Source organism: Pseudooceanicola profundi (assembly GCF_050897955.1).
In the GTDB taxonomy this organism is placed as follows: domain Bacteria; phylum Pseudomonadota; class Alphaproteobacteria; order Rhodobacterales; family Rhodobacteraceae; genus Pseudooceanicola.
The window spans coordinates 110,118-128,440 of the sequence record NZ_JBPAXZ010000002.1; the positions used below are offsets into that span (position 1 = coordinate 110,118).

Below are 18,323 nucleotides of genomic sequence, written 5' to 3' on the forward strand. Positions count from 1 at the left end.
TTATCCTTTCTGCCCGGCCATGCGGCGCTGCGCGTCTGCGACAGCGGCGGCGATGCCGGGATAGGCGGCACAGCGGCAGATATTGCCGCTCATGCCTTCGCGGACATGTTCGGGATCGGCGGCGCCCCCCTCCCCGATCAGGCCCACGGCGGACATGATCTGGCCGGGCGTGCAATAACCGCACTGAAAGCCGTCATGTTCAATGAAGGCCTGTTGAACGGGATGCAGGTCCTCGCCCTGGGCGAGGCCTTCGATGGTGGTCACCTCGGCGCCATCGAGGCTGACGGCGAGGGCAAGGCAGGAGTTGATTCGGCGGCCGTCGACCAGAACGGTGCAGGCGCCACACTGGCCGCGGTCGCAGCCCTTTTTGGAGCCGGTGAGGCCAATACGGTCGCGCAGAACATCAAGAAGCGTGGCGCGCGGATCGTCCAGAACGACATCGCGCGGCTCGCCGTTGACGGCAAGTCGGATGGAAAGGGGCATGGTCCCTCCCTATATGATATGTATGGCAATGGCCGGGGGCTCTTTCGTCCCCGGAGGATCGGGTGCAGAATGGGGGCTATCCTTGGCCCCTCGATCCTCAATATACGGAGGGTGCCTCCGTTTATCAAGTCGAAAGGTGCAGACGGGAAAGATGGGCGAGGTTTCGCAGAAATCCACACGCAAGGTCCGGGCGGATTCCATCCGTAACCGGGCAAAGCTGCTGGCCTCTGCCACGGAGGTGTTTTCCACCGGCGGGCCGGAGGCGAGCCTGGAGGCCGTGGCGCGGCATGCGGGCGTGGGGATCGGCACGCTTTACCGGCATTTCCCGACGAGAGAGGCGTTGTTTCAGGCCGTCTACAGCCACGAGGTGGACGAGATGGTCGCGCTGGCGCAGGCGCTGGAGGCGGAACCCGATGCCATCGTGGCCCTGCGCCGCTGGATGCATGCCTGCGTGCGGCTTGTGGCGACGAAACGCGGCATGCTGGCCGCGCTGAAGCCGGTGTTCGACAAAAACGGCACATTCTTTGCCGAGAATTCCGCCCGCACCCTCGCCGCGGTCGACAGGATCGTCACGCGCGGCGTGTCTGAGGGGCGGATCAGAGACGATGTCGGCGCCGAAGAGGTCATGCGTGCCTTTTTCAGCATCTGTTACGGGCGCGACGCGCCGGACTGGCAGGTGGGCGCGCTGCAACTGCTCGACATCTTCGTGGATGGGCTGACTGTGCGGGCCTGACCCGGCGCAACGCCGCCCCTGTCATTGCATCCGGGCCAATTTCCGGTCTTGTTGACCAAAGACCCGTCCGGAGCCGCCTTTGTCCGCCATCCTCCTGTCCCTGCTGCCCGATTTCGTGCTGATTGCCCTGGGCGCAGCCCTGCGGCGCAGCATTCCTCAGGCGGGCTGGCTTGCGATCGACAAGCTGAACTACTTTGTCCTCTTCCCGGCGCTGATCTTTCTGGCCGCGCTTGGCCGCCGTCCGGACTGGGCCGACCTGCTGCTGATCGGGCCGGGGGTCTGGGCGATCATGGGGCTGGGTCTGGCGCTGGCCTGGCTGGTACGACCGCTGGGGCCGGCGCGGTTCCTGGATTTCGCGGGGATGTGGCAATGTGCCTGGCGATTCAATACGGCGCTCGGGTTTGTTGCCATTCAGGGGTTTCCGCCGGAATACCGCGGGCTTTTGTCGATCGCCGTGGGGCTGGCGATCCCGGTGGCGAACATCCTCGCCGTGGCCGGGCTGTCGCGCGGCAATGCGATGTCACTGCGCCATACGATGACGCAGATCGCGCTGAACCCGTTTCTACTGGCCTCGCTCGCCGGGCTGGCGCTGTCGGTGGCCGATCTGCGTCCGCCGGAGATCGTGCTGGCCCCGATCGACCGGCTGTCTCAGGCGACGCTGCCGATTGCAATGCTGTCGATTGGCGGCGCCCTGCACTGGGAGGCACTGCGGCGGGTCGATCCGTTCAAGATGGCATTGCTGGCGATCAAGCTGATTGCGCTGCCGCTGACCGTTTACGCGGTCACCACGCTGGCCGGCGTGTCGCATGACCGGGCGACGGTGCTGATGGTGTTTGCGGCTTTGCCAACAGCCTCTGCCGCGCATGTCCTCGCGTCGGTTTTCGGAGCCAACCGCGAGGAGGTCGCCGTGCTGATCGCACAGATGACATTCCTCGGCTGTCTGACCCTGCCGCTCTGGCTGATCCTGATGTCCGTATGATCCGTAGCAATGGCCCGAAATAAATTCGAGGAAGACGGGAACCGGATACGACCTCATGCGTTGACGGCTGGGCACAAAAAGCAGGGCAGGCAATTGACAGTCGGACAAATCGCACAAGGACGGGTCGAGGAGCCGTCCGTTTCACGAGCACAGACGAAACCGGAAACTTTCCATCAGACATTGCGCCGGGAAACGCGCGACATGCATGTGGCGACAGAAACCCTGTTTGAAGACTTCATGCGCAACCCGGAGCGCCATCTGAGCTGGTTCCTTGCCAGTCAGAGAGCGGGGCTTCTGAGCGTCCACATGAGCCGGACAGAGGGCAGCGATACGCTCAGCGCCCATATCATCGAAGATTTGCTCGACCGGCTGGATTTCGATCTGGCCGTCCGCAATGTGTCGCCCCGCCAGATCGACCCCGAAGGCCCGCTGGACCCTCTGTCGGTGGATTATCTCATCCTCGGGTCGCGGCTTGGCACGACGATGCTCTACCGGCGTCTGTTTGCCGCCAATGGCCCTGGCATCCCGGCCTATTTCCTGGCGCCGTCTGATACGCCGCTGTGGCAGCGCTTTCTCAAGCGGCTGAACGCGCTTGATCCGGCTTTGCCACGTGCGGCCCGCATTATTGACGATGCCCGGACCGGGTTCTCGTTGTTTTCCCGCGCCGCACAGATACAGACGCACTGAGGTCGTTTTGACATCCACCCCGCCAGACAGCCCCGCTCCTCCGACAGTCGACCTGACCAATTGCGACCGCGAACCGATACACCTGCTGGGCCGGGTGCAGAGCTACGGCGCGCTTCTGGCTGTATCCTCCGACTGGATCGTGCAGCATGCCTCTGAAAACCTGTCCGAAATTCTGGGCATCGGTTTTGAGGACGCGCTTGGCCGTCCGCTGGCCGAGCTGATCGTATCCGACGGGTTCGACCGTGTCCGGCAGAATCTGCGCGCGGTCGAGAATCCGGATGGCTGCGTGCGTCTGTTCAACGTCACCTTGCAATCGACGGGCCGCGCTTTTGATGTCAGCCTGCATCAGTCGGGCCAGCATCTGATCGTTGAATTTGAACCGAAACTCACCCCGCGCGGGCGCGATGTGATGACGGAGGTCTACCCGCATATCGCTGCGCTGCGCCGCAACAACGGTCTGGAAACACTGGCACGGGATGCGGCCCGCGGCTTGCAGGCGATCAGCGGCTTTGACAGCGTGATGGTCTACAAGTTTCAGCCCGACCAGTCCGGGCGGGTTCTGGCCGAGCAGCGGCTGGACGGCCAGAAACGCTATGGTGGCATGGCCTTTCCCGCATCCGATATTCCCGCTCAGGCCCGCACGCTGTACAAACGGTCCCTGCTCAGGCTGATCGCCGATATCAACGATCCAGGCAGCGTCATCCGCCCCGGTCTTCTGCCCGGCGGCGCACCGCTCGACTTGTCGCTGGCCGTGACCCGGGCCGTGTCGCCCATTCATATCGAATATCTGCGGAACATGGGCATCGAAGCCTCCATGTCCGTGTCGATCATCAAGGACGGGGAGCTCTGGGGGCTGTTTGCCTGTCACCATCAGTCACCCCGCTATATCGATTACGAACGGCGAACGGCCGTCGAAATGTTCGGGCATATGTTCTCCTACGAGCTGAGCCGGCACGAAGACGAACAGCGCAAGATCGCCGCGACCAAAACCAGCCGTCTGCAGACCATGCTGATGGGGCATATGGCCGACGGGCGGCCGCTTTCAGACAGCCTTCTGGACGTGTCCGAAGATATTTCCGAGATCATTCCCCATGACGGGCTGGTCCTTTTTGAAAAGGACCGCTTTTTCGCGACAGGACAGGTGCCGACCCAAGATGAATTTCTGTCGATCTCCCGCATGCTGGACAGAAGCATTGGCACGAGCGTCTTTGCCTCGGACCATCTAGGCAATGTCCACGAGCCCGCGCGGGAGTACGAGGACAGGATTACGGGCCTGCTGGCTGTGCCGATTTCGCGCCGGCCGCGCGATTACCTGGTTCTGTTCCGCGGGCCGGTCCAGAAAACCGTGAAATGGGCCGGAAACCCGGAGAAACCAGTGACGCTGGGGCCAAACGGATCGCGGCTCACCCCACGCAAAAGCTTTGAGCTGTGGCAGGAGACGGTATCGGGCTACAGCGCCCCCTGGCTGGCCGAGGAAACCCACGCCGCCGAGATTCTGCGGCAAATCCTTCTTGAGGTGTTCCTGAAGGTCACGGATGCCTCGAACCTGGAACGAAAGCGGGCGTCGGAACAGCAGCAGCTGCTGATCTCTGAGCTGAACCACCGCGTGCGGAACATCCTCAATCTGATGCGCGGCCTGCTGGCGCAGACCAAATCCACGGCCCGCACGCTGGAGGAATTTACCGAAAACCTTGACGGGCGGATCCATGCGCTGGCCCGTGCTCATGACCAGCTGACGTCGGAACGATGGGAGCCGACGTCTCTGAAATCGCTGATCCAGTGCGAATTTGCAGCCTATGCGGATACGAAATCGCAACGGGTCATCATCCGCGGCCGTGATGCCATGATCCAGCCACGGGCCTATACGACCCTGGCCCTCGTCCTGCACGAAATGGCAACGAATTCGATCAAATACGGCGCCCTGTGCGATCAGTCGGGCCAGGTACATGTGGATATCACGTTCGACCATTCCGACGCGCTGTTGCTGAGCTGGAAGGAAACCGGCGGGCCGCCGGTCCAGCCCCCGAAACGGCGCGGTTTCGGATCGATGATCATCGAGGAGTCCATTCCTCACGAGCTGCGCGGGGATGCCGAGATCGACTACAAGATCTCGGGTGTGGAAGCCCGTTTCCGTATTCCTGCCAATAGCATCGCTTCGGTGGCCGAGACCGACGAAGAGCCGCAGGCCCCGGTCGCGCCCAAGACCGACGCACAGGCGTTCCGGCTGTCCGGACGCGGGCTTGTGCTGGAGGATACGCTGATCATTGCGATGGATGCGGCGGGCATTCTGGAATCGCTGGGCGCGGCGGAGGTCACGATCCAGTCTTCGGTCCAGTCGGCGCTGTCCTATCTCGACAGCCATGAGGTGGATTTTGCGCTGCTTGACGTGAACCTGGGCGACGAACAATCCGTCGCCGTGGCCGAACGGCTGAGCGCCGCGAATATCCCCTTTGTTCTGGCAACTGGCTACGGTGCGGCACCTGATCTGTTGTCAGCCTATCCGCCCTGCGAGGTCGTACAGAAACCGTTTTCAGGGACATCGCTGAGTGATGCGCTGGCCCGCGCCTTTGTAAATTAGTTTGCATTTTACTGAATTCACCGTATCGCCAGGGGGTCGTGTTGATTACGACTGCGCTGTCCACTGACCTGTGCGGAGATTCGATGAACGATATCGGGACCCCTTTTCATGATGCTGCCGTCGGCGCCCTGATTGACGGAATGCCGGAAAATGCGGGGGCGGTTACGATGGTCATCGATCAATCCGGTCTGATAAACGCGGTCAGCCAGACAAGCCCGGACTTGCTGGGGCGCACTGCCGGCGCCCTGAAAGGGGCGCACTGGATCGACATCTGGCGTCGTGAGGATCAGGCATCTGTCGATCAGGCGTTAAGCCGGGCTCTTGGCGGACACTATGCGCATACTGTTGCCGAAACCGCTCCGGCGCTGGCACCGGGGCGTCTTGAGATCAGTCTGCTGCCGCTGCATCGAGACGAAAGCGCCGCGATTGCCACCCTGTCACCGGCACCTGAGGGGCATCCGACCCGGGATGATCATGTGACAATCCCGGTCTCTGACGTGCGGGAGCTGCTGCATGCCATGGCGAATGTCGCCAGTATCAGCGGCAGTAGCGCAAGGGTCCTGAGCCGGTCACCCAGCGGCCCCGTTCTGGCAGAGCTGGCCTCCGGGTTGGAGGCAGCGGCGCAACGGACCGATGCCGCCCTGACAAAGCTGCGTCACGCGGTATATGGCGAAGATACGGACGACAACGCCCCCTCTGCCTGATCAATCTTCCCGGCGCAGCGCCGACCCCTGCGGCGGATCGCGATCAATGTTGCGCTGCAGGTCCATGACGTAGCCGATGATCTCGGCCACGGCCTGCCAGTGCTCATAGGGGATTTCTTCGTCGATTTCGGCCACGTCATGCAGGGCCCTGGCAAGCGGCTTGTTCTCGACAATCGGGATTTCGTGCTCTCGCGCGATGCGGCGGATCTGAGCCGCCATCAGATCGGCGCCCTTGGCCATGCAGACCGGCGCCGCGTCCTCGCCATTCTCGTATTTCAGCGCGACCGCAAAATGGGTCGGGTTGGTCAGAATGACGGTGGATTTCGGAACCGCCGTCGCGATGCGCTGCTGCGACCGCTTGCGGCGTTCGCGTTCCCGCTTGGCGCGGATCTGCGGGTCACCTTCCATATCCTTATGTTCGTCCCGGACTTCCTGCACGGACATCCGCTGTTTCTTCATCCACTGCGCGCGTTTCCAGAACACATCGGCGATGGCGACAAAGACCAGAATGATCGTGATGATGATCAAAAGCTGCGATGCATAGCCACCGACATAGGGCAGAATGGCCTGAGGCAGGACATTTTCCGACTGCCAGATACCCCGTACGGCAGATTGCGCGATCCAGATGGATATCGCACCCACGACCAGCACCTTGGCGATGCTTTTCAGGAACTCCACCATCGCGTCGAGCGAGTAGATCTTCTTGAAGCCGGATATGGGGTTCAGCTTGTCCAGCTTGGGCCGTATCCGTTCCACTGCAACGACGACCTCTCCCTGGATGAGGACGCCGGCAATCGCGGCCAGGATCATGACGCCCGCCACCGGCGCAAGGACAGTTGCGATGCCGCCAATCAACTCGCCCGTGACCTGGGAGAGATCGCGTATGCCCTGCACGTCCTGGCCGATCCGGACCTGACCGGCATTTTCAAACACCCGGCGAAGAACACCCGCCAGCGTCGAGCCGAGCTGAGGCAGAAAAATCACCGCAACCAGGAACAGCGACAGGACCGACATGAGATTGCCGACCTCTTTGGATGACGGCACATCCCCCTGTTCCCGCGCTTTTCGGAGTTTTCGCTCTGACGGTTCTTCCGTCTTGTTCTGCTTGTCCTCGTCGTCTGCCATCCGCGCCTCCTCAGAAGGTCAGAACGCCCAGCCACTCGGTAAAGCGGCTGACGAAGGTTCGCAGGGCCGACGGCACCGAAAGAACCAGGACAAACAGCCCCGCCACGATCAGAACGGGCGAGGCAACGAAGAACACCGGCAGGGTCGGCAGCATGCGGTTGGTCAGACCCAGACCCGTATTCAGCACGATGCCAATGACGTAGAACGGCGCGGACATGGACACCCCGATGGAAAAGGACGCCATGGCGGCTTTCGCCATCTGTTGCCCCATATCGCCGGTCATCAGCACCCCGACCGGAAAGATATCATAGCTGTGCATCAGCGAGGCGATCATAAGATGATGGATATCGGCCGCAAATATCACCGCGATCGCCGCCATGAGCAGCGCCGAGGCGATGATCGTCGCCCCCTCAAAAGAGCCCATATTGGGCGCGAAGGCGTTGGCAAGGCCGGAGACCATGCCGATCTGTGCCCCCGCCACCTGCACCGCCGCCAGCAAGACCCGCCCGCAGAGCCCGATCCAGACGCCAATTGTTATTTCGATCGCAAAGACCCGGATCAGCTCCAGCGGCGTTTCCGGCAGCGCCGCCCCGCCGACTACAGGTGTCAGCGCCGCGGACAGCAAAAGCGCGCCGGCCAGCCTGTGCCGCACGGTGATGAACTGTTCTCCGAAGCCGGGCAGAAACATCATCGCGCCGCCGATCCGCGCAAAGGTGATGGCCACTGACAGAAACTGGACATTCAGGAAGGCCGAGAGGTCCATGCATCAGCCTTTCGGTGCGGCTATCTGCGCGGCTTGCCCCGATGACATTCCAATCGTGGCCAGCGTCTTGAGATTGGCAGACCTGTGCACCTCGTTATGCGAAATCACCTGCGTCATCGGGCTGACCCGTTCCAGCATGTTGCGAATGAAACTGCGGGCCTCGGGCGCGACAAGGATCGCGGGCCAGAGGTCCTGCGCCGCATGTTCCTGAATGGCCTTGCGGGCGTCGAGGACAAATTCCTGGATACGCTGCGGCGACATGACGAGGTTCCGGTCGTCATTCTGGGTGCGGATATTGTCGAGAAATTCCTGATCCCATTTATGAGACAGCGTGATCACGGGAATGAACCCGGTCTCGTCGGTCAGCGATTTGCAGATCTGGTTGGACAGACGACGGCGCACGTGTTCGGTGATCGTGGTGACATTGGACGATCCGCGCTTGGCCTCGGCAATGGCCTCCACGATCAGGGGCAGGTTCCGGATCGACACGCGTTCGGTCAGAAGCGCCTGCAGCACATGCTGAACAAGGATCGCCGGAGAGGCGCCGCCGATTTCGCCGATCAACTTCTGATATTCGCGCTCCAGCCCTTCGATCAGATCCTGGGTCGCACCATAGGTCAGCAGGTCGGGCATATTCTCTTTGACCACTTCGGTCAGATGCGTGGTGATGACACTTTCAGGATCAACCACGGTATAGCCCTGCCGTTCGGCCTCCGACGCCTGATTGGGCTGGATCCAGAGCGCGTCGAGGCCGAAGGTCGGATCTTTTGCGACCTCGCCCTTCATCTGGATCGGATTGTCAGCGGGATTGACCACCATCATGCCGTTGGGGCGGACCTCGCCCCGGGCGACCTCGACCCCCTGCAGGAGGATCGCATAGGTATTTGGCGGCAGGGTCGGTTCATCCGTGATCCGGACGGAGGGCAGAACAAAGCCGAATTCGCGGCCAAACAGGTTGCGCAGAGACTTGATCTTGCCGGGCAGAGCCGCATCCGGCGTGGACATCAGCGGGACCAGACCCTCGCCCATCTCAAGGCGCAGATCGTCCAGCTTCATGTTCTGCTGAACACTGTCTTCCTTGGCGGTATCGCCTGCGGCCTCTTCCTGGATGCGTGCGCGGCGCGCGGCCTCTTCCGCCCGGCCTTCCTGCTGCTGGATATACCAGCCAAGCGTCGCCATCCCGCCGCCCATGATGACAAAAATCAGCAGGGGAAAGCCCGGCAGAAGCCCGATCAGCCCCAGCATGCCCGCCGCCATGTAAAGCGCCTTGGGGAAGCGGGACAGCTGGCCGATGACCGCCTCGTTCGCCGCCCCTTCCGTACCGCCTTTGGTGACGATCAGACCCGCGGCCAGCGACACGATCAGCGCCGGGATCTGGGTGACAAGGCCGTCACCGATCGTCAGCGTCGTATAGCTGTTCAGCGCGGCCCCGAACGACAGGTCGTATTGCAGCACCCCGATCAGAATGCCGCCGATCACGTTGATCAGCGTGATGATGATCCCGGCAACGGCATCGCCACGCACAAATTTCGACGCACCGTCCATGGCCCCGAAGAAGCCGCTTTCGTCTTCCAGATCCTTGCGCCGCCGCTTGGCCTCTACGTCGTCGATCAGCCCCGCGCCAAGGTCGGCATCAATGGCCATCTGTTTGCCGGGCATCGAATCCAGGCTGAATCGGGCCGAAACTTCGGCGATCCGGGTCGAGCCTTTGGTGATGACCAGAAAGTTGATGACCACGAGGATCGCAAAAATCACGATCCCGATGACGAAATTGCCCGAGACGATAAAACGCGAAAAGCCCTCGATCACGCCGCCGGCGGCGCCCGGTCCGGTGTGCCCTTCGGACAGGATAAGCCGGGTCGAGGCCACGTTCAGCGACAGCCGCAGCATGGTGACGACCAGCAGCAGCGTCGGGAATGAGTTGAATTCCAGCGGTTTGGGAATCCAGAGCGCAACCATCAGGATCAGCACCGACAGCGAGAGCGAGACCGCCAGACCGAAATCAAGGATGACCGCCGGCAGCGGAATGAACAGAACCGCCAGTACGAGCACCATGCCCAGGGCGAAGCCGATGTCGCGGTTTTTCAGCCCGAGCTCAAAGACCGATCCGTTTGGACGCGATTGGAAACTGTCCGGTGCCGCCATGTCAGGACCCCTTGCTGAACGTCGGCAGGATAGGCTGGATGGTGCCCGGCCCGAACAGGCTGCGCCCCCCCTGCCCTTCTGCGGCGTCATTGCCCAGATCAGCCGTCCAGAATACGCCGGAGGTCGGCATGCGTCCGCCCTGCCCGGAACCGTCGCCGCGCGTGTTCACAGCGCCCGCCATCTGGCGAAAATCGTCAAGACGGGCGTTGGCCACCTTGATGTTCTGGTCCAGCCTTTCGAGATAGGCCGTCTGATACTGTTCGGTCTTGGAATGGTAAGAGCCCGCCGCCTGCGTCCAGTCGCCCTTGGCATTGTAAAGCCGCAGCAGGTACTGCGCGGCATAGGCCACGTTACGGCGGGGATCGAACCCTTCGGTAACGTTTTCAAACGCCTCCGGATGCCAGTGCATATTGATCTGCATGCATCCCACATCCACCGAAGACGTACCTGAGGCCTGTTGCTGGCGCACCCAGAATATCGCCTCTTCTTCGGTCTCGAAATAACGCCCGACACCGGCGGCATTGGCGGTCCATGGCCAGATCGTCAGCTCTCCGTTCCGGTACATGCCGGACTCCTGCAGACCGATGGCAAGCAGAAGATTGCCCGGAATCTGATACCGCATCTGAGCCAGAAGTATTTCGCGGATACAGACCCCATTCTGCGATACAGAGCCTGAAACCACCCCCTGCCCTGCCTCGGCATCGGAAGGCGTGTAGAACCCGGTCCATTGTGCCGTGGCAGGCATGGAGCCAAGCATCAGGAGAAAGACCGCCAGGGCCCGTCGCATCAGACGGACCCGCTGGCGATGAGGTCAAAGACCTTTTCGGCAAGTTCGCGGACTGTCGAATACATCAGCGGCGTGCCGATCAGAAGAACCGCGAAAATGGCCGCGATTTTGGGGACAAACGTCAGCGTCATTTCCTGAATCTGCGTCAGAGCCTGGAAAAACGCGATAAACAGCCCGACCGCCAGCGCCACCGCAAGGATGGGCGCGGAGGCGATCAGCACGGTCAGGAAAGTCTGCGACAGGATGTCATAGGCGTCTGCCTCGGTCACGTCATGGTCCTCAGATCGGCATCTGCATCACTTGCTGATAGGCTTCGACCAGCTTGTCGCGCACGGAAACAGCGATACGCAGGGTTGTTTCCATTTCCAGAGTGGCTTCGACAACCTGCTGGGCCGAGACCTCTCCGGCCAGCCCGGCCTGTGCGACCTGCTCCGCCTCGCGGATTGTTGTCACCGTATTTTGGGTGGCACCCTGCACAAGTTGCGCAAAACTCGGGCCTTCGGCCTGTCCTGCAAAATCGGCATCCTGAACGGCACCGCCCTGAAGCAGGCGGGACGAGCCGTATGCGGAATTCACCAGGCCGGTTGAGATCAACTTTTCGGTCATTTCAGTCTCTGTTCAAGCCTATTTCAGGAGGTCCAGGATATTGGTCCGCATCTTACGGGCCGCTTCGAACATGTTCATATTGGCCTCGTAGCTGCGCGCCGCTTCACGCATGTTGGCCATTTCAAGCACGGTCGAGACGTTGGAGACCTTCACGAAACCCGCGTCGTCCGCGGCCGGATGCCAGGGCTCGTACCGCATGGAGAATCCGCTCCGGTCCCGGCCGATGTCAGAGACCTCGACCGTCGTGGCGCCGGTCGCTTCGTCCAGCGCCTCGCGGAAGGTGATCGTCTTGCGGCGATACGGGTCTGCGCCGGGCTTGTCCGCCGTGGAACTGGCGTTCGCCACGTTTTCAGAAACGACCTTGAGCCGTTCGCCCTGAGCCAGCATGCCGCTGGCCGAGATTTTGAGAATTGAGCTGAGCGGGTCCATGCGCGCCCCTCCTATCTGATGCCGGTGGCTGCGAGGGTCAGAAGATCATGCCCCTTGCGGTACAGCTGTGACGCCATGCGGTAGTTTTCGGAAATCTCGGCGGCCTTGATCGCCTGCTGCTCCAGCGCGACCGAGTTGCCGTCCAGAGAGCTTTCGTAAGGGCCCTCGTCTTCCAGTGTGCGAATGCCGTCCGTGGCGCCCGACCCGGAAATATGCCGTGTGTTGGTGGTTTTGAGCCCGCCTGCACGCGACCCGGCCAGCGCATCGGCGAAAGGCGCGACATCGCGCGCCTTGAACCCCGGCGTATCTGCATTGGCGACGTTCTGCGCGATGACCTGCTGCCGGGTTCCCAGCCAGTTCATCCGGCGATGCGCCAGATTGAAAAACGACATGTCAGAAAGCCTCATGTCAAGTTTTCCTTCTGCGTTGCATGGAATTAGTATATAGCGTTTCAAGAATAGCATGAATAAATGCAAAAGAGCAATGGATAGTTCTTATGAAAACAGCGTTCTCTCAACTCTCTACCCTTGCTCGGAACACTGAAGGGCCAAGAATAGCCGGCGAAGTGTCAAAGATTACCGGGCTGACACTTACGGTCGTAGGCCTGAGCCGGGCGCTTGGGATCGGACAACGCTGCACAATTTTCGGGAAGAAGGGCCAGGTCCTTGCCGAAGTTGTTGCCGTGGATGACGACGGGATCAAGGTGCTGCCATTTGGCACCTGGGACGGCGTGACCGTGGGTGACCGGGTTGAAATCAGCACGCTGGGAGAGACGATCCGGCCGGACCTGAGCTGGATCGGGCGCGTGGTTGATGCGCTTGGGCGGCCTATCGACGACCGCGGCGCGCTGCACGAAGGCCGCGCGGTCCGGTCTCCGAAATCCTCCCCGCCAAATGCCTACCAACGGCGCCGGGTTGGCGACCGGCTGGATACGGGTGTCCGTGTCTTTGACATCTTCACTCCGCTCTGCCGTGGGCAGCGCATGGGCATTTTCGCGGGATCCGGCGTGGGGAAGTCGTCGCTCCTGTCGATGATGGCGCGGCGTTGCGAAGCGGATGTGATCGTCGTCGGCCTTGTCGGCGAACGCGGCCGGGAGGTTCAGGACTTCATTCAGGAAGACCTTGGTCCCGAGGGTCTGGATCGATCCGTGGTTATCGTCTCGACCGGGGATGAACCGCCCCTGATGCGGCGTCAGGCGGCCTGGACTGCAACGGCGGTTGCCGAATTCTTCCGCGATCAGGGCCTGCAGGTTCTGCTGCTGATCGACAGCGTGACCCGTTTCGCCATGGCGCAGCGAGAGATCGGTCTGGCCGGGGGTGAACCGCCGACGACCAAAGGCTATCCGCCGACCGTTTTTGCGGAACTGCCGCAGCTGCTGGAACGCGCCGGTCCGGGCGTCGGAGAGCGTGGAGATATCACCGCGCTTTATACCGTTCTTGTCGACGGCGATGATCTGAACGAACCGATCAGCGATACTGTGCGGGGGATTATGGACGGCCATGTTGTGCTTGACCGGGCCATTGCAGAGCAGGGCCGGTTTCCGGCTGTCAACTTGCAGAAGTCGATCTCCCGGATGCTTCCGGCCTGCCACAATACCGGGGAATATGCCGTACTTCAGGCGGCGCGACGCGCCCTCGCCCGCTATGCCGATATGGAGGAATTGATCCGTATCGGTGCCTATCGTTCGGGAACCGACGCGGATGTGGATGCCGCCATCCGGTTTGCCAAACCTGCGGAAGCCTTTCTGAGCCAGGCCAAGAAAGAAACGACGCCGAGCGAGGAATCCTTTGCGAAACTCTACGAACTGCTCGGCAATGCCGGGATCAGTGTGGAGGTTGGCAAGCCCGACTGAGTTGACAGCTGTCAACATGCCTGAGCAGCCGAGAGTGTGTTAAGCATGGAGAGGGGTGAGTAACGCCCCTCCTTTGCTTTCCTTGTCAGAACCCGGAAATAGGCGCCGGGGTTTCTGATATCTCCGCATCGTTGGACCAAGGCGGCAACTGTCGCAGCAGCGCGCTCGGGCCCCATTTCTATGCATGCGGACTTCCAGCTGTTGCTGTCGATGCCGGTCATGGGTGCCACGATGGACATAGACCGGATGAAATCATTCCAACCTCTCGGGGTTTGGCCTGTATAAGGATGAACATCGGGGCAGGCGCTGAGGACATGCGCAAGCGTCAGCTCCTGAGGTTTATCAGAATGTTTTTTATCTGATCTCTGATAGTGCCGCTCATTTTGACTGCCGCTGCCGCTCATTTCCGCTGTTTCCGTGACGATTTCCGGGTTGTTCTGCGCGGTGGCATCTTCGGGCTGAGGGATCTGGGCGAGTTCAGTGATGGACTTGATATCGTGCAGAGTGGCACTCAATTCGCTTTGAGCGGCGCGCAATTCGATCAGGGTCATATTGCGACGCAGGGTCCGCCGGATAAGGCGCGTCTGGTCTTCGTAGGCGTCCCAGTTCCCTGCGGCTCCGTGACTTTGCGCGAACTCAATGAACTTGAAGATGTCCCTCATGGTCAAAGTGATGAGCTCTCTGGCGGTTTTGATCGCATCCATCCGCTGTTGTTCCTCGGCTGCGCGGGCCGCAAACTCGGCAGCCCGCACGGCAAGGGGCTTGAGATCGAAGCCATAGGCGGTGCCGATCTGTCCATCTCCGGTCCGGCGGGCGTATCGTTTCCCATTGGGGCTATCGCGGCGGATCAAAAGCCCGGCGTCCACCAGGGCCATGAGATGCCGGCGCAGGGTGCTTTCCGGCATGCCATGCGCGCGCTTCTGGATAGCAGCGTTGGAGGCAAACACGATGAGCGGCGCCTCGGGGTTTAGCGTATCTTCAGGGTGGAAACTGAGAAGGACCTGAAGGACGGCCAGGTTGCGCGCTGAGATATTCAGGGATTTGGCGCAGAGCCCGAGATGCGCCAGAACCGTCCATTTCGACACGGGTTCGAGATGGGGAGCGGTGTCAATTCTCTGCTGATATTCGATCTGGTCAGCCGTGATCGGCCGCGCACCAAAATGCGACGTGATCTGTGTTTTCATTACTGCTCACGAAGGCAAATCTTTCCCATTCACCGCCTGGGCGGTGTTGACAGCTGTCAACCAGAGGAGGTAGATTCGAGGTGCTAGAACGAAACGGCCTCTCGGGATGAATAGTCCTGGGGGGTCTTTTTCTTTGAATTTGCCTCTGCTCGTGCCTCCTTTTCTGGTTGCTTTTCTGTCGTTGGGGTCAGCGCCGGGACGAAATGTACTGGCGGTGGAGTTCTGTCATCTGATCGATCAGCCAGTCGTCAAATCCGTCGGCCTCTTTCGCATCGAAAGACAGTACGGTTTTTCGGCCCGTTTTGCGGGCGCGGCCAATGGTCTGTGATTTTTCGTCCGTGAGAACCTGATCCGTGGTGGCGGGCTTGGGTGCGCGTGGCTCTGCCAATCGTTCCAGAACGGCGTCGAATTTAGCATCGGACGGGTCAGTGGAGGTCTCTAAATAGCGGGTCAGAGCCGCTTCATCACCCCGTTCGGCATAACGATCTGCCAGCAGGCGCCAACGGTCGCGGCCGGCTGCGGGTGCGGGGCCAATGGCCATGACCAGGGGAAGAGGCAAAGCATCCGCCACGCTCAGCATGCGCGAGATCACGGTTTTATCGATATGCAGGGCGTCGCAGATCACCTTTCTTTCGAACCCGTGATCCCGCATCTGCCGGGCGAAATTCGCCTTTTCGATAAAGGTGAGGTCACGGCGCGCGGCGTTTTCCTGACCCTGAGCGATGATAAGGTCGTCATCCTTCATATCCCGGATCATTGCCTTGACCGGGAGGTTCAGCGCCTGAAGCGCGGCGACCCTTCGCCGGCCATAAACGATCTGATATCGACCCTGTTCGGCAGGATCGTGCCGCAACAGAACCGGGACCTGTTGGCCATATTCCTGGATGGAGGCTTTCAGCGACTCGTGGTCGTCATCCTCGCCCAGCCTGTCGACCAGACCCCCGGAGGAGATCAAATTCGGGTCTATTTCTTCGATAGCGCGGCTTTTCAACTGCGCGATTGAGGCGGACACAGCGCCGATGGCACCCTTTGAATATCTCGGCCCCGGGGTAGGGGCCGCCGGTTCAGTCCGGGGCAGGCTCTCTTGCGGCTTGGGGGAGGTGGCCTCGCTCATCAGACTCTTAAGCAGATCCTTGCGTGCCATATCAGCGCCCCCATGCCTGTTGGATCAGTCCCTCAATCTCCCCGTTCACGGCGTCGAGACTTTCGCGCGCGCGATCATAGGTTGCGCGGGTGAATTGAGACTTTTCAACCTCATATAGTGTCTGTTTGGTGATGCCGGCGTCAGAAATCGCGGTCGATTTCAGCACCGTATGATTGAGCACATGGTCCCCGAACATAGAGCGCATGAAGCTGACCATCTGGTTCTGCGGGCCGTCGCCTGGCTCGTACCTGGTGACGACGTAGCGCAACCAATCATAGTCCATATTTCCGCCCGCCTCGCTGACCACGCCAAGCAGATTGGAGGTCATCAACAGGAACTGGCACATGGACATCACGTCCAGCATCTGGGGGTGTACGGTCACCAGAACGGCAGTTGCCGCGGACAGTGCAGACATCGTCAGAAAGCCCAGCTGCGGCGGACAATCAATCACGACGATATCGTAATCAGACTCTACTTCAGCCAGTTTATCGCCGACACGGGTAAAGAACAGCGCGCCGCTGCGTTCCGCCAGAGCGCGGGGCGTGTCATGTTCGAACTCCATGAGGTCGAGATTGCCCGGCACCAGATCGAGGTTCGTGAAATAGGTCTTCTGAATGATCTGTTTCAATGGCACGGGATCCTCGTAGCGGATCGCATCATACAAGGTGCCGCCGTCCAGAAGATCGAATTCAGGCTGAAACCCGTGCAAGGCCGAGAGGGAGGCCTGCGGGTCAAGGTCGATCGCCAGAACACGATAGCCGTCCATTGCAGCCTTCTGGGCCAGATGTGCTGCCGTTGTGGTCTTCCCGGAGCCGCCTTTGAAGTTGATCACGGTTATCACCTGAAGGTGGTCACCCTCACGACGCCCCGGAACATAGGTGCCGGGCGCCTTGGCGCCTTTTTCCAGCATCAGGCGCAGGGCCTGGATATCCTCAGAGGTGTAATACCGACGTCCGTTCCCCTTCATCTCAACATCCGGCGCCTTGCCGTCGAGATGCAGCTTGCGGAGATAGCTGTCCTTTACGCCCAGTAGGTCGGCGACCTCACCGGCGGCGAATTTGCGCATTTCCTTGCGGGCGTTCGGCGGGAAGAGTTGGGCACGGTGCTGCTGCAACCGCTCAGACAGTTTCTCAGCATGTTCGCCGACGAGAACGTCGATCCGCTCGTTTTGCCGCATGCGGCTGCCCCTCATTCAAGTCCGTTTGTTACGGAATTTGGCGTTTTGAACGCTTTGTTCCGTAATTAGATGCTGAATAAAGGGGATTCGGGCAAGCAGAAATTGATGGTAACGGGGATCTAATCTTGTCTGACCCGGATAAAGTGACCCGGCTGCGTCAGTCCCGACCCCAGCGGAGCAGCGTAAGCTCCTCGATTTCGGCCTGCTCTTTGCGCTGACGTTCGGCACGTTCACGGTGCAAATCCGACAGGCGGACCGTCTCATACACCTTCTGTTCCTGAAACAGCGCGGTCTGTTTGCGCTCGAACGCGGCCAAAATCGGCTCTAACTCGCGGATTCGGGCCTTCGTTGCATTGATCTGACTGGTCAATGCGTCCACAAAACCGGCCACGTATGGCATGGCCTCCGGTGTCGGATTGTGGCGTTCGGTGCGCAATTTCTCTTCCAGGCTGGTGCGCGCTTCTGTGAGCTCCGACATCTCCCGGATCACATCGGCCTGTTCCCGGCGCAGGGTGTCGATATCGGCCCGACGCAGGTGTTCCATGACCGACAGGGCGCGCCGCCGACGGGCCGACATCAGTGCGACCCCTTTTTGGCGGCGCCGGCACCTTTGGCATCCTTGATCAGGATCTCGTCGCGAATTCGGGTCAGAATATCCGGAGGCAGGGCGACATAAGACGGTGCGCGGGTCAGATGCAGGGACGTGCCCGCGGCCAGCGCATCGGCAATCGGATCGGCAGGCATGCGCATCGGGGCGTCGTCAGGAAGCGTTCCGGTGGCCGCCTCTGCGGCGGGGCTTGCCTCGGTGCTGTGGGCTTCTTCCGCCGACGATGTGCCAACGGCCACGCGAAGCAGGCGCCCATATTCTCCCGTAGGATCGTATTCCGGCGCGATGAAGGCCGGGGCGACAAGAGTCCCGGCCAGTGCGACGGTCAATGTCACGCGCG

Annotated in this window: 20 protein-coding genes; 6 read left to right on the forward strand and 14 right to left on the reverse strand. The window is 60.9% G+C overall.

The window, feature by feature from the left end; all coding sequences use genetic code 11:
- Positions 1–483 carry a (2Fe-2S)-binding protein gene (locus ACRARG_RS17430; protein WP_432691485.1) on the reverse strand — a complete coding sequence of 161 codons (483 nt, stop codon included), beginning with the start codon at positions 481–483 and terminating at the stop codon, positions 1–3.
- A 151-nt stretch (positions 484–634) separates the two neighbouring features.
- Here ACRARG_RS17430 and ACRARG_RS17435 point away from each other — a divergent pair, with 151 nt between their 5' ends.
- From ACRARG_RS17435 to ACRARG_RS17455, 5 genes are all read left to right on the forward strand, one after another.
- Positions 635–1,216, forward strand: coding sequence for a TetR/AcrR family transcriptional regulator (locus tag ACRARG_RS17435; protein ID WP_432691486.1), 582 nt, complete (start codon positions 635–637; stop codon positions 1,214–1,216).
- A gap of 79 nt (positions 1,217–1,295) precedes the next feature.
- A complete protein-coding gene (locus ACRARG_RS17440) occupies positions 1,296–2,195 on the forward strand; it encodes an AEC family transporter (RefSeq protein ID WP_432691487.1) in 900 nt (299 codons plus the stop codon).
- A 201-nt stretch (positions 2,196–2,396) separates the two neighbouring features.
- Positions 2,397–2,882 (forward strand): heme oxygenase-like domain-containing protein, encoded by a 486-nt coding sequence (locus ACRARG_RS17445; RefSeq protein ID WP_432691488.1) that lies wholly within the window; start codon positions 2,397–2,399, stop codon positions 2,880–2,882.
- A 7-nt stretch (positions 2,883–2,889) separates the two neighbouring features.
- Positions 2,890–5,460 carry an HWE histidine kinase domain-containing protein gene (locus ACRARG_RS17450; protein ID WP_432691489.1) on the forward strand — a complete coding sequence of 857 codons (2,571 nt, stop codon included), beginning with the start codon at positions 2,890–2,892 and terminating at the stop codon, positions 5,458–5,460.
- Positions 5,461–5,543: 83 nt separating this feature from the next.
- Complete coding sequence (locus ACRARG_RS17455) at positions 5,544–6,164, forward strand: PAS domain-containing protein (protein ID WP_432691490.1); 621 nt, start codon at positions 5,544–5,546, stop codon at positions 6,162–6,164.
- Here the strand turns inward: ACRARG_RS17455 and flhB are convergent, their stop codons facing one another.
- From flhB to flgB, 8 genes are read right to left on the reverse strand one after another with little or no spacing between them, the layout of a single operon-like run.
- On the reverse strand, positions 6,165–7,289 hold the full coding sequence (flhB, locus tag ACRARG_RS17460) for a flagellar biosynthesis protein FlhB (protein ID WP_432691491.1): 1,125 nt from the start codon (positions 7,287–7,289) through the stop codon (positions 6,165–6,167). It lies immediately after the preceding gene.
- A gap of 10 nt (positions 7,290–7,299) precedes the next feature.
- Complete coding sequence (locus ACRARG_RS17465) at positions 7,300–8,052, reverse strand: flagellar biosynthetic protein FliR (RefSeq protein ID WP_432691492.1); 753 nt, start codon at positions 8,050–8,052, stop codon at positions 7,300–7,302.
- A gap of 3 nt (positions 8,053–8,055) precedes the next feature.
- Positions 8,056–10,197: a flagellar biosynthesis protein FlhA gene (gene flhA / locus ACRARG_RS17470; RefSeq protein WP_432691493.1), complete on the reverse strand. Its 2,142-nt coding sequence runs from the start codon at positions 10,195–10,197 to the stop codon at positions 8,056–8,058.
- 1 nt (position 10,198) lies between these two features.
- A complete protein-coding gene (locus tag ACRARG_RS17475) occupies positions 10,199–10,984 on the reverse strand; it encodes a lytic transglycosylase domain-containing protein (protein ID WP_432691494.1) in 786 nt (261 codons plus the stop codon).
- Complete coding sequence (locus ACRARG_RS17480; protein ID WP_432691495.1) at positions 10,984–11,253, reverse strand: flagellar biosynthetic protein FliQ; 270 nt, start codon at positions 11,251–11,253, stop codon at positions 10,984–10,986. Before ACRARG_RS17480 ends, ACRARG_RS17475 begins: the two co-directional genes overlap by 1 nt.
- A gap of 10 nt (positions 11,254–11,263) precedes the next feature.
- On the reverse strand, positions 11,264–11,590 hold the full coding sequence (gene fliE, locus ACRARG_RS17485; RefSeq protein ID WP_432691496.1) for a flagellar hook-basal body complex protein FliE: 327 nt from the start codon (positions 11,588–11,590) through the stop codon (positions 11,264–11,266).
- Positions 11,591–11,608: 18 nt separating this feature from the next.
- Positions 11,609–12,019, reverse strand: a complete 411-nt coding sequence (gene flgC / locus ACRARG_RS17490; protein WP_432691498.1) for a flagellar basal body rod protein FlgC — start codon at positions 12,017–12,019, stop codon at positions 11,609–11,611.
- An 11-nt stretch (positions 12,020–12,030) separates the two neighbouring features.
- On the reverse strand, positions 12,031–12,426 hold the full coding sequence (gene flgB, locus ACRARG_RS17495; RefSeq protein ID WP_432691499.1) for a flagellar basal body rod protein FlgB: 396 nt from the start codon (positions 12,424–12,426) through the stop codon (positions 12,031–12,033).
- Positions 12,427–12,515: 89 nt separating this feature from the next.
- Between flgB and fliI the strand changes: the two genes are divergently transcribed.
- Positions 12,516–13,871: a flagellar protein export ATPase FliI gene (gene fliI, locus ACRARG_RS17500; protein ID WP_432691500.1), complete on the forward strand. Its 1,356-nt coding sequence runs from the start codon at positions 12,516–12,518 to the stop codon at positions 13,869–13,871.
- A gap of 11 nt (positions 13,872–13,882) precedes the next feature.
- Here fliI and repC read toward each other — a convergent pair whose 3' ends face one another.
- From repC to ACRARG_RS17525, 5 genes are all read right to left on the reverse strand, one after another.
- Entirely contained in the window at positions 13,883–15,055 is a 1,173-nt protein-coding gene (repC, locus tag ACRARG_RS17505) for a plasmid replication protein RepC (protein WP_432691501.1), read from the reverse strand.
- A 187-nt stretch (positions 15,056–15,242) separates the two neighbouring features.
- Positions 15,243–16,199 carry a plasmid partitioning protein RepB gene (gene repB, locus ACRARG_RS17510; protein WP_432691502.1) on the reverse strand — a complete coding sequence of 319 codons (957 nt, stop codon included), beginning with the start codon at positions 16,197–16,199 and terminating at the stop codon, positions 15,243–15,245.
- Position 16,200: 1 nt separating this feature from the next.
- Positions 16,201–17,376: a plasmid partitioning protein RepA gene (gene repA, locus ACRARG_RS17515; RefSeq protein WP_432691503.1), complete on the reverse strand. Its 1,176-nt coding sequence runs from the start codon at positions 17,374–17,376 to the stop codon at positions 16,201–16,203.
- 157 nt (positions 17,377–17,533) lie between these two features.
- Complete coding sequence (locus tag ACRARG_RS17520; RefSeq protein WP_432691504.1) at positions 17,534–17,953, reverse strand: hypothetical protein; 420 nt, start codon at positions 17,951–17,953, stop codon at positions 17,534–17,536.
- Positions 17,953–18,318 (reverse strand): hypothetical protein, encoded by a 366-nt coding sequence (locus ACRARG_RS17525; RefSeq protein WP_432691505.1) that lies wholly within the window; start codon positions 18,316–18,318, stop codon positions 17,953–17,955. Before ACRARG_RS17525 ends, ACRARG_RS17520 begins: the two co-directional genes overlap by 1 nt.
- Between the last annotated feature and the right edge of the window lie 5 nt (positions 18,319–18,323).

What these genes read in the sequence shown, in the direction of transcription:
- ACRARG_RS17430 (WP_432691485.1), bottom strand. Translation starts at nt 483, where the DNA reads ATGCCCCTTTCCATCCGACTTGCCGTCAACGGCGAGCCGCGCGATGTC.
- ACRARG_RS17435 (WP_432691486.1), top strand. Translation starts at nt 635, where the DNA reads ATGGGCGAGGTTTCGCAGAAATCCACACGCAAGGTCCGGGCGGATTCC.
- ACRARG_RS17445 (WP_432691488.1), top strand. Translation starts at nt 2,397, where the DNA reads ATGCATGTGGCGACAGAAACCCTGTTTGAAGACTTCATGCGCAACCCG.
- ACRARG_RS17455 (WP_432691490.1), top strand. Translation starts at nt 5,544, where the DNA reads ATGAACGATATCGGGACCCCTTTTCATGATGCTGCCGTCGGCGCCCTG.
- flhB (WP_432691491.1), bottom strand. Translation starts at nt 7,289, where the DNA reads ATGGCAGACGACGAGGACAAGCAGAACAAGACGGAAGAACCGTCAGAG.
- ACRARG_RS17465 (WP_432691492.1), bottom strand. Translation starts at nt 8,052, where the DNA reads ATGGACCTCTCGGCCTTCCTGAATGTCCAGTTTCTGTCAGTGGCCATC.
- flhA (WP_432691493.1), bottom strand. Translation starts at nt 10,197, where the DNA reads ATGGCGGCACCGGACAGTTTCCAATCGCGTCCAAACGGATCGGTCTTT.
- ACRARG_RS17475 (WP_432691494.1), bottom strand. Translation starts at nt 10,984, where the DNA reads ATGCGACGGGCCCTGGCGGTCTTTCTCCTGATGCTTGGCTCCATGCCT.
- fliE (WP_432691496.1), bottom strand. Translation starts at nt 11,590, where the DNA reads ATGACCGAAAAGTTGATCTCAACCGGCCTGGTGAATTCCGCATACGGC.
- flgC (WP_432691498.1), bottom strand. Translation starts at nt 12,019, where the DNA reads ATGGACCCGCTCAGCTCAATTCTCAAAATCTCGGCCAGCGGCATGCTG.
- flgB (WP_432691499.1), bottom strand. Translation starts at nt 12,426, where the DNA reads ATGAGGCTTTCTGACATGTCGTTTTTCAATCTGGCGCATCGCCGGATG.
- fliI (WP_432691500.1), top strand. Translation starts at nt 12,516, where the DNA reads ATGAAAACAGCGTTCTCTCAACTCTCTACCCTTGCTCGGAACACTGAA.
- repC (WP_432691501.1), bottom strand. Translation starts at nt 15,055, where the DNA reads ATGAAAACACAGATCACGTCGCATTTTGGTGCGCGGCCGATCACGGCT.
- repB (WP_432691502.1), bottom strand. Translation starts at nt 16,199, where the DNA reads ATGGCACGCAAGGATCTGCTTAAGAGTCTGATGAGCGAGGCCACCTCC.
- repA (WP_432691503.1), bottom strand. Translation starts at nt 17,376, where the DNA reads ATGCGGCAAAACGAGCGGATCGACGTTCTCGTCGGCGAACATGCTGAG.
- ACRARG_RS17520 (WP_432691504.1), bottom strand. Translation starts at nt 17,953, where the DNA reads ATGTCGGCCCGTCGGCGGCGCGCCCTGTCGGTCATGGAACACCTGCGT.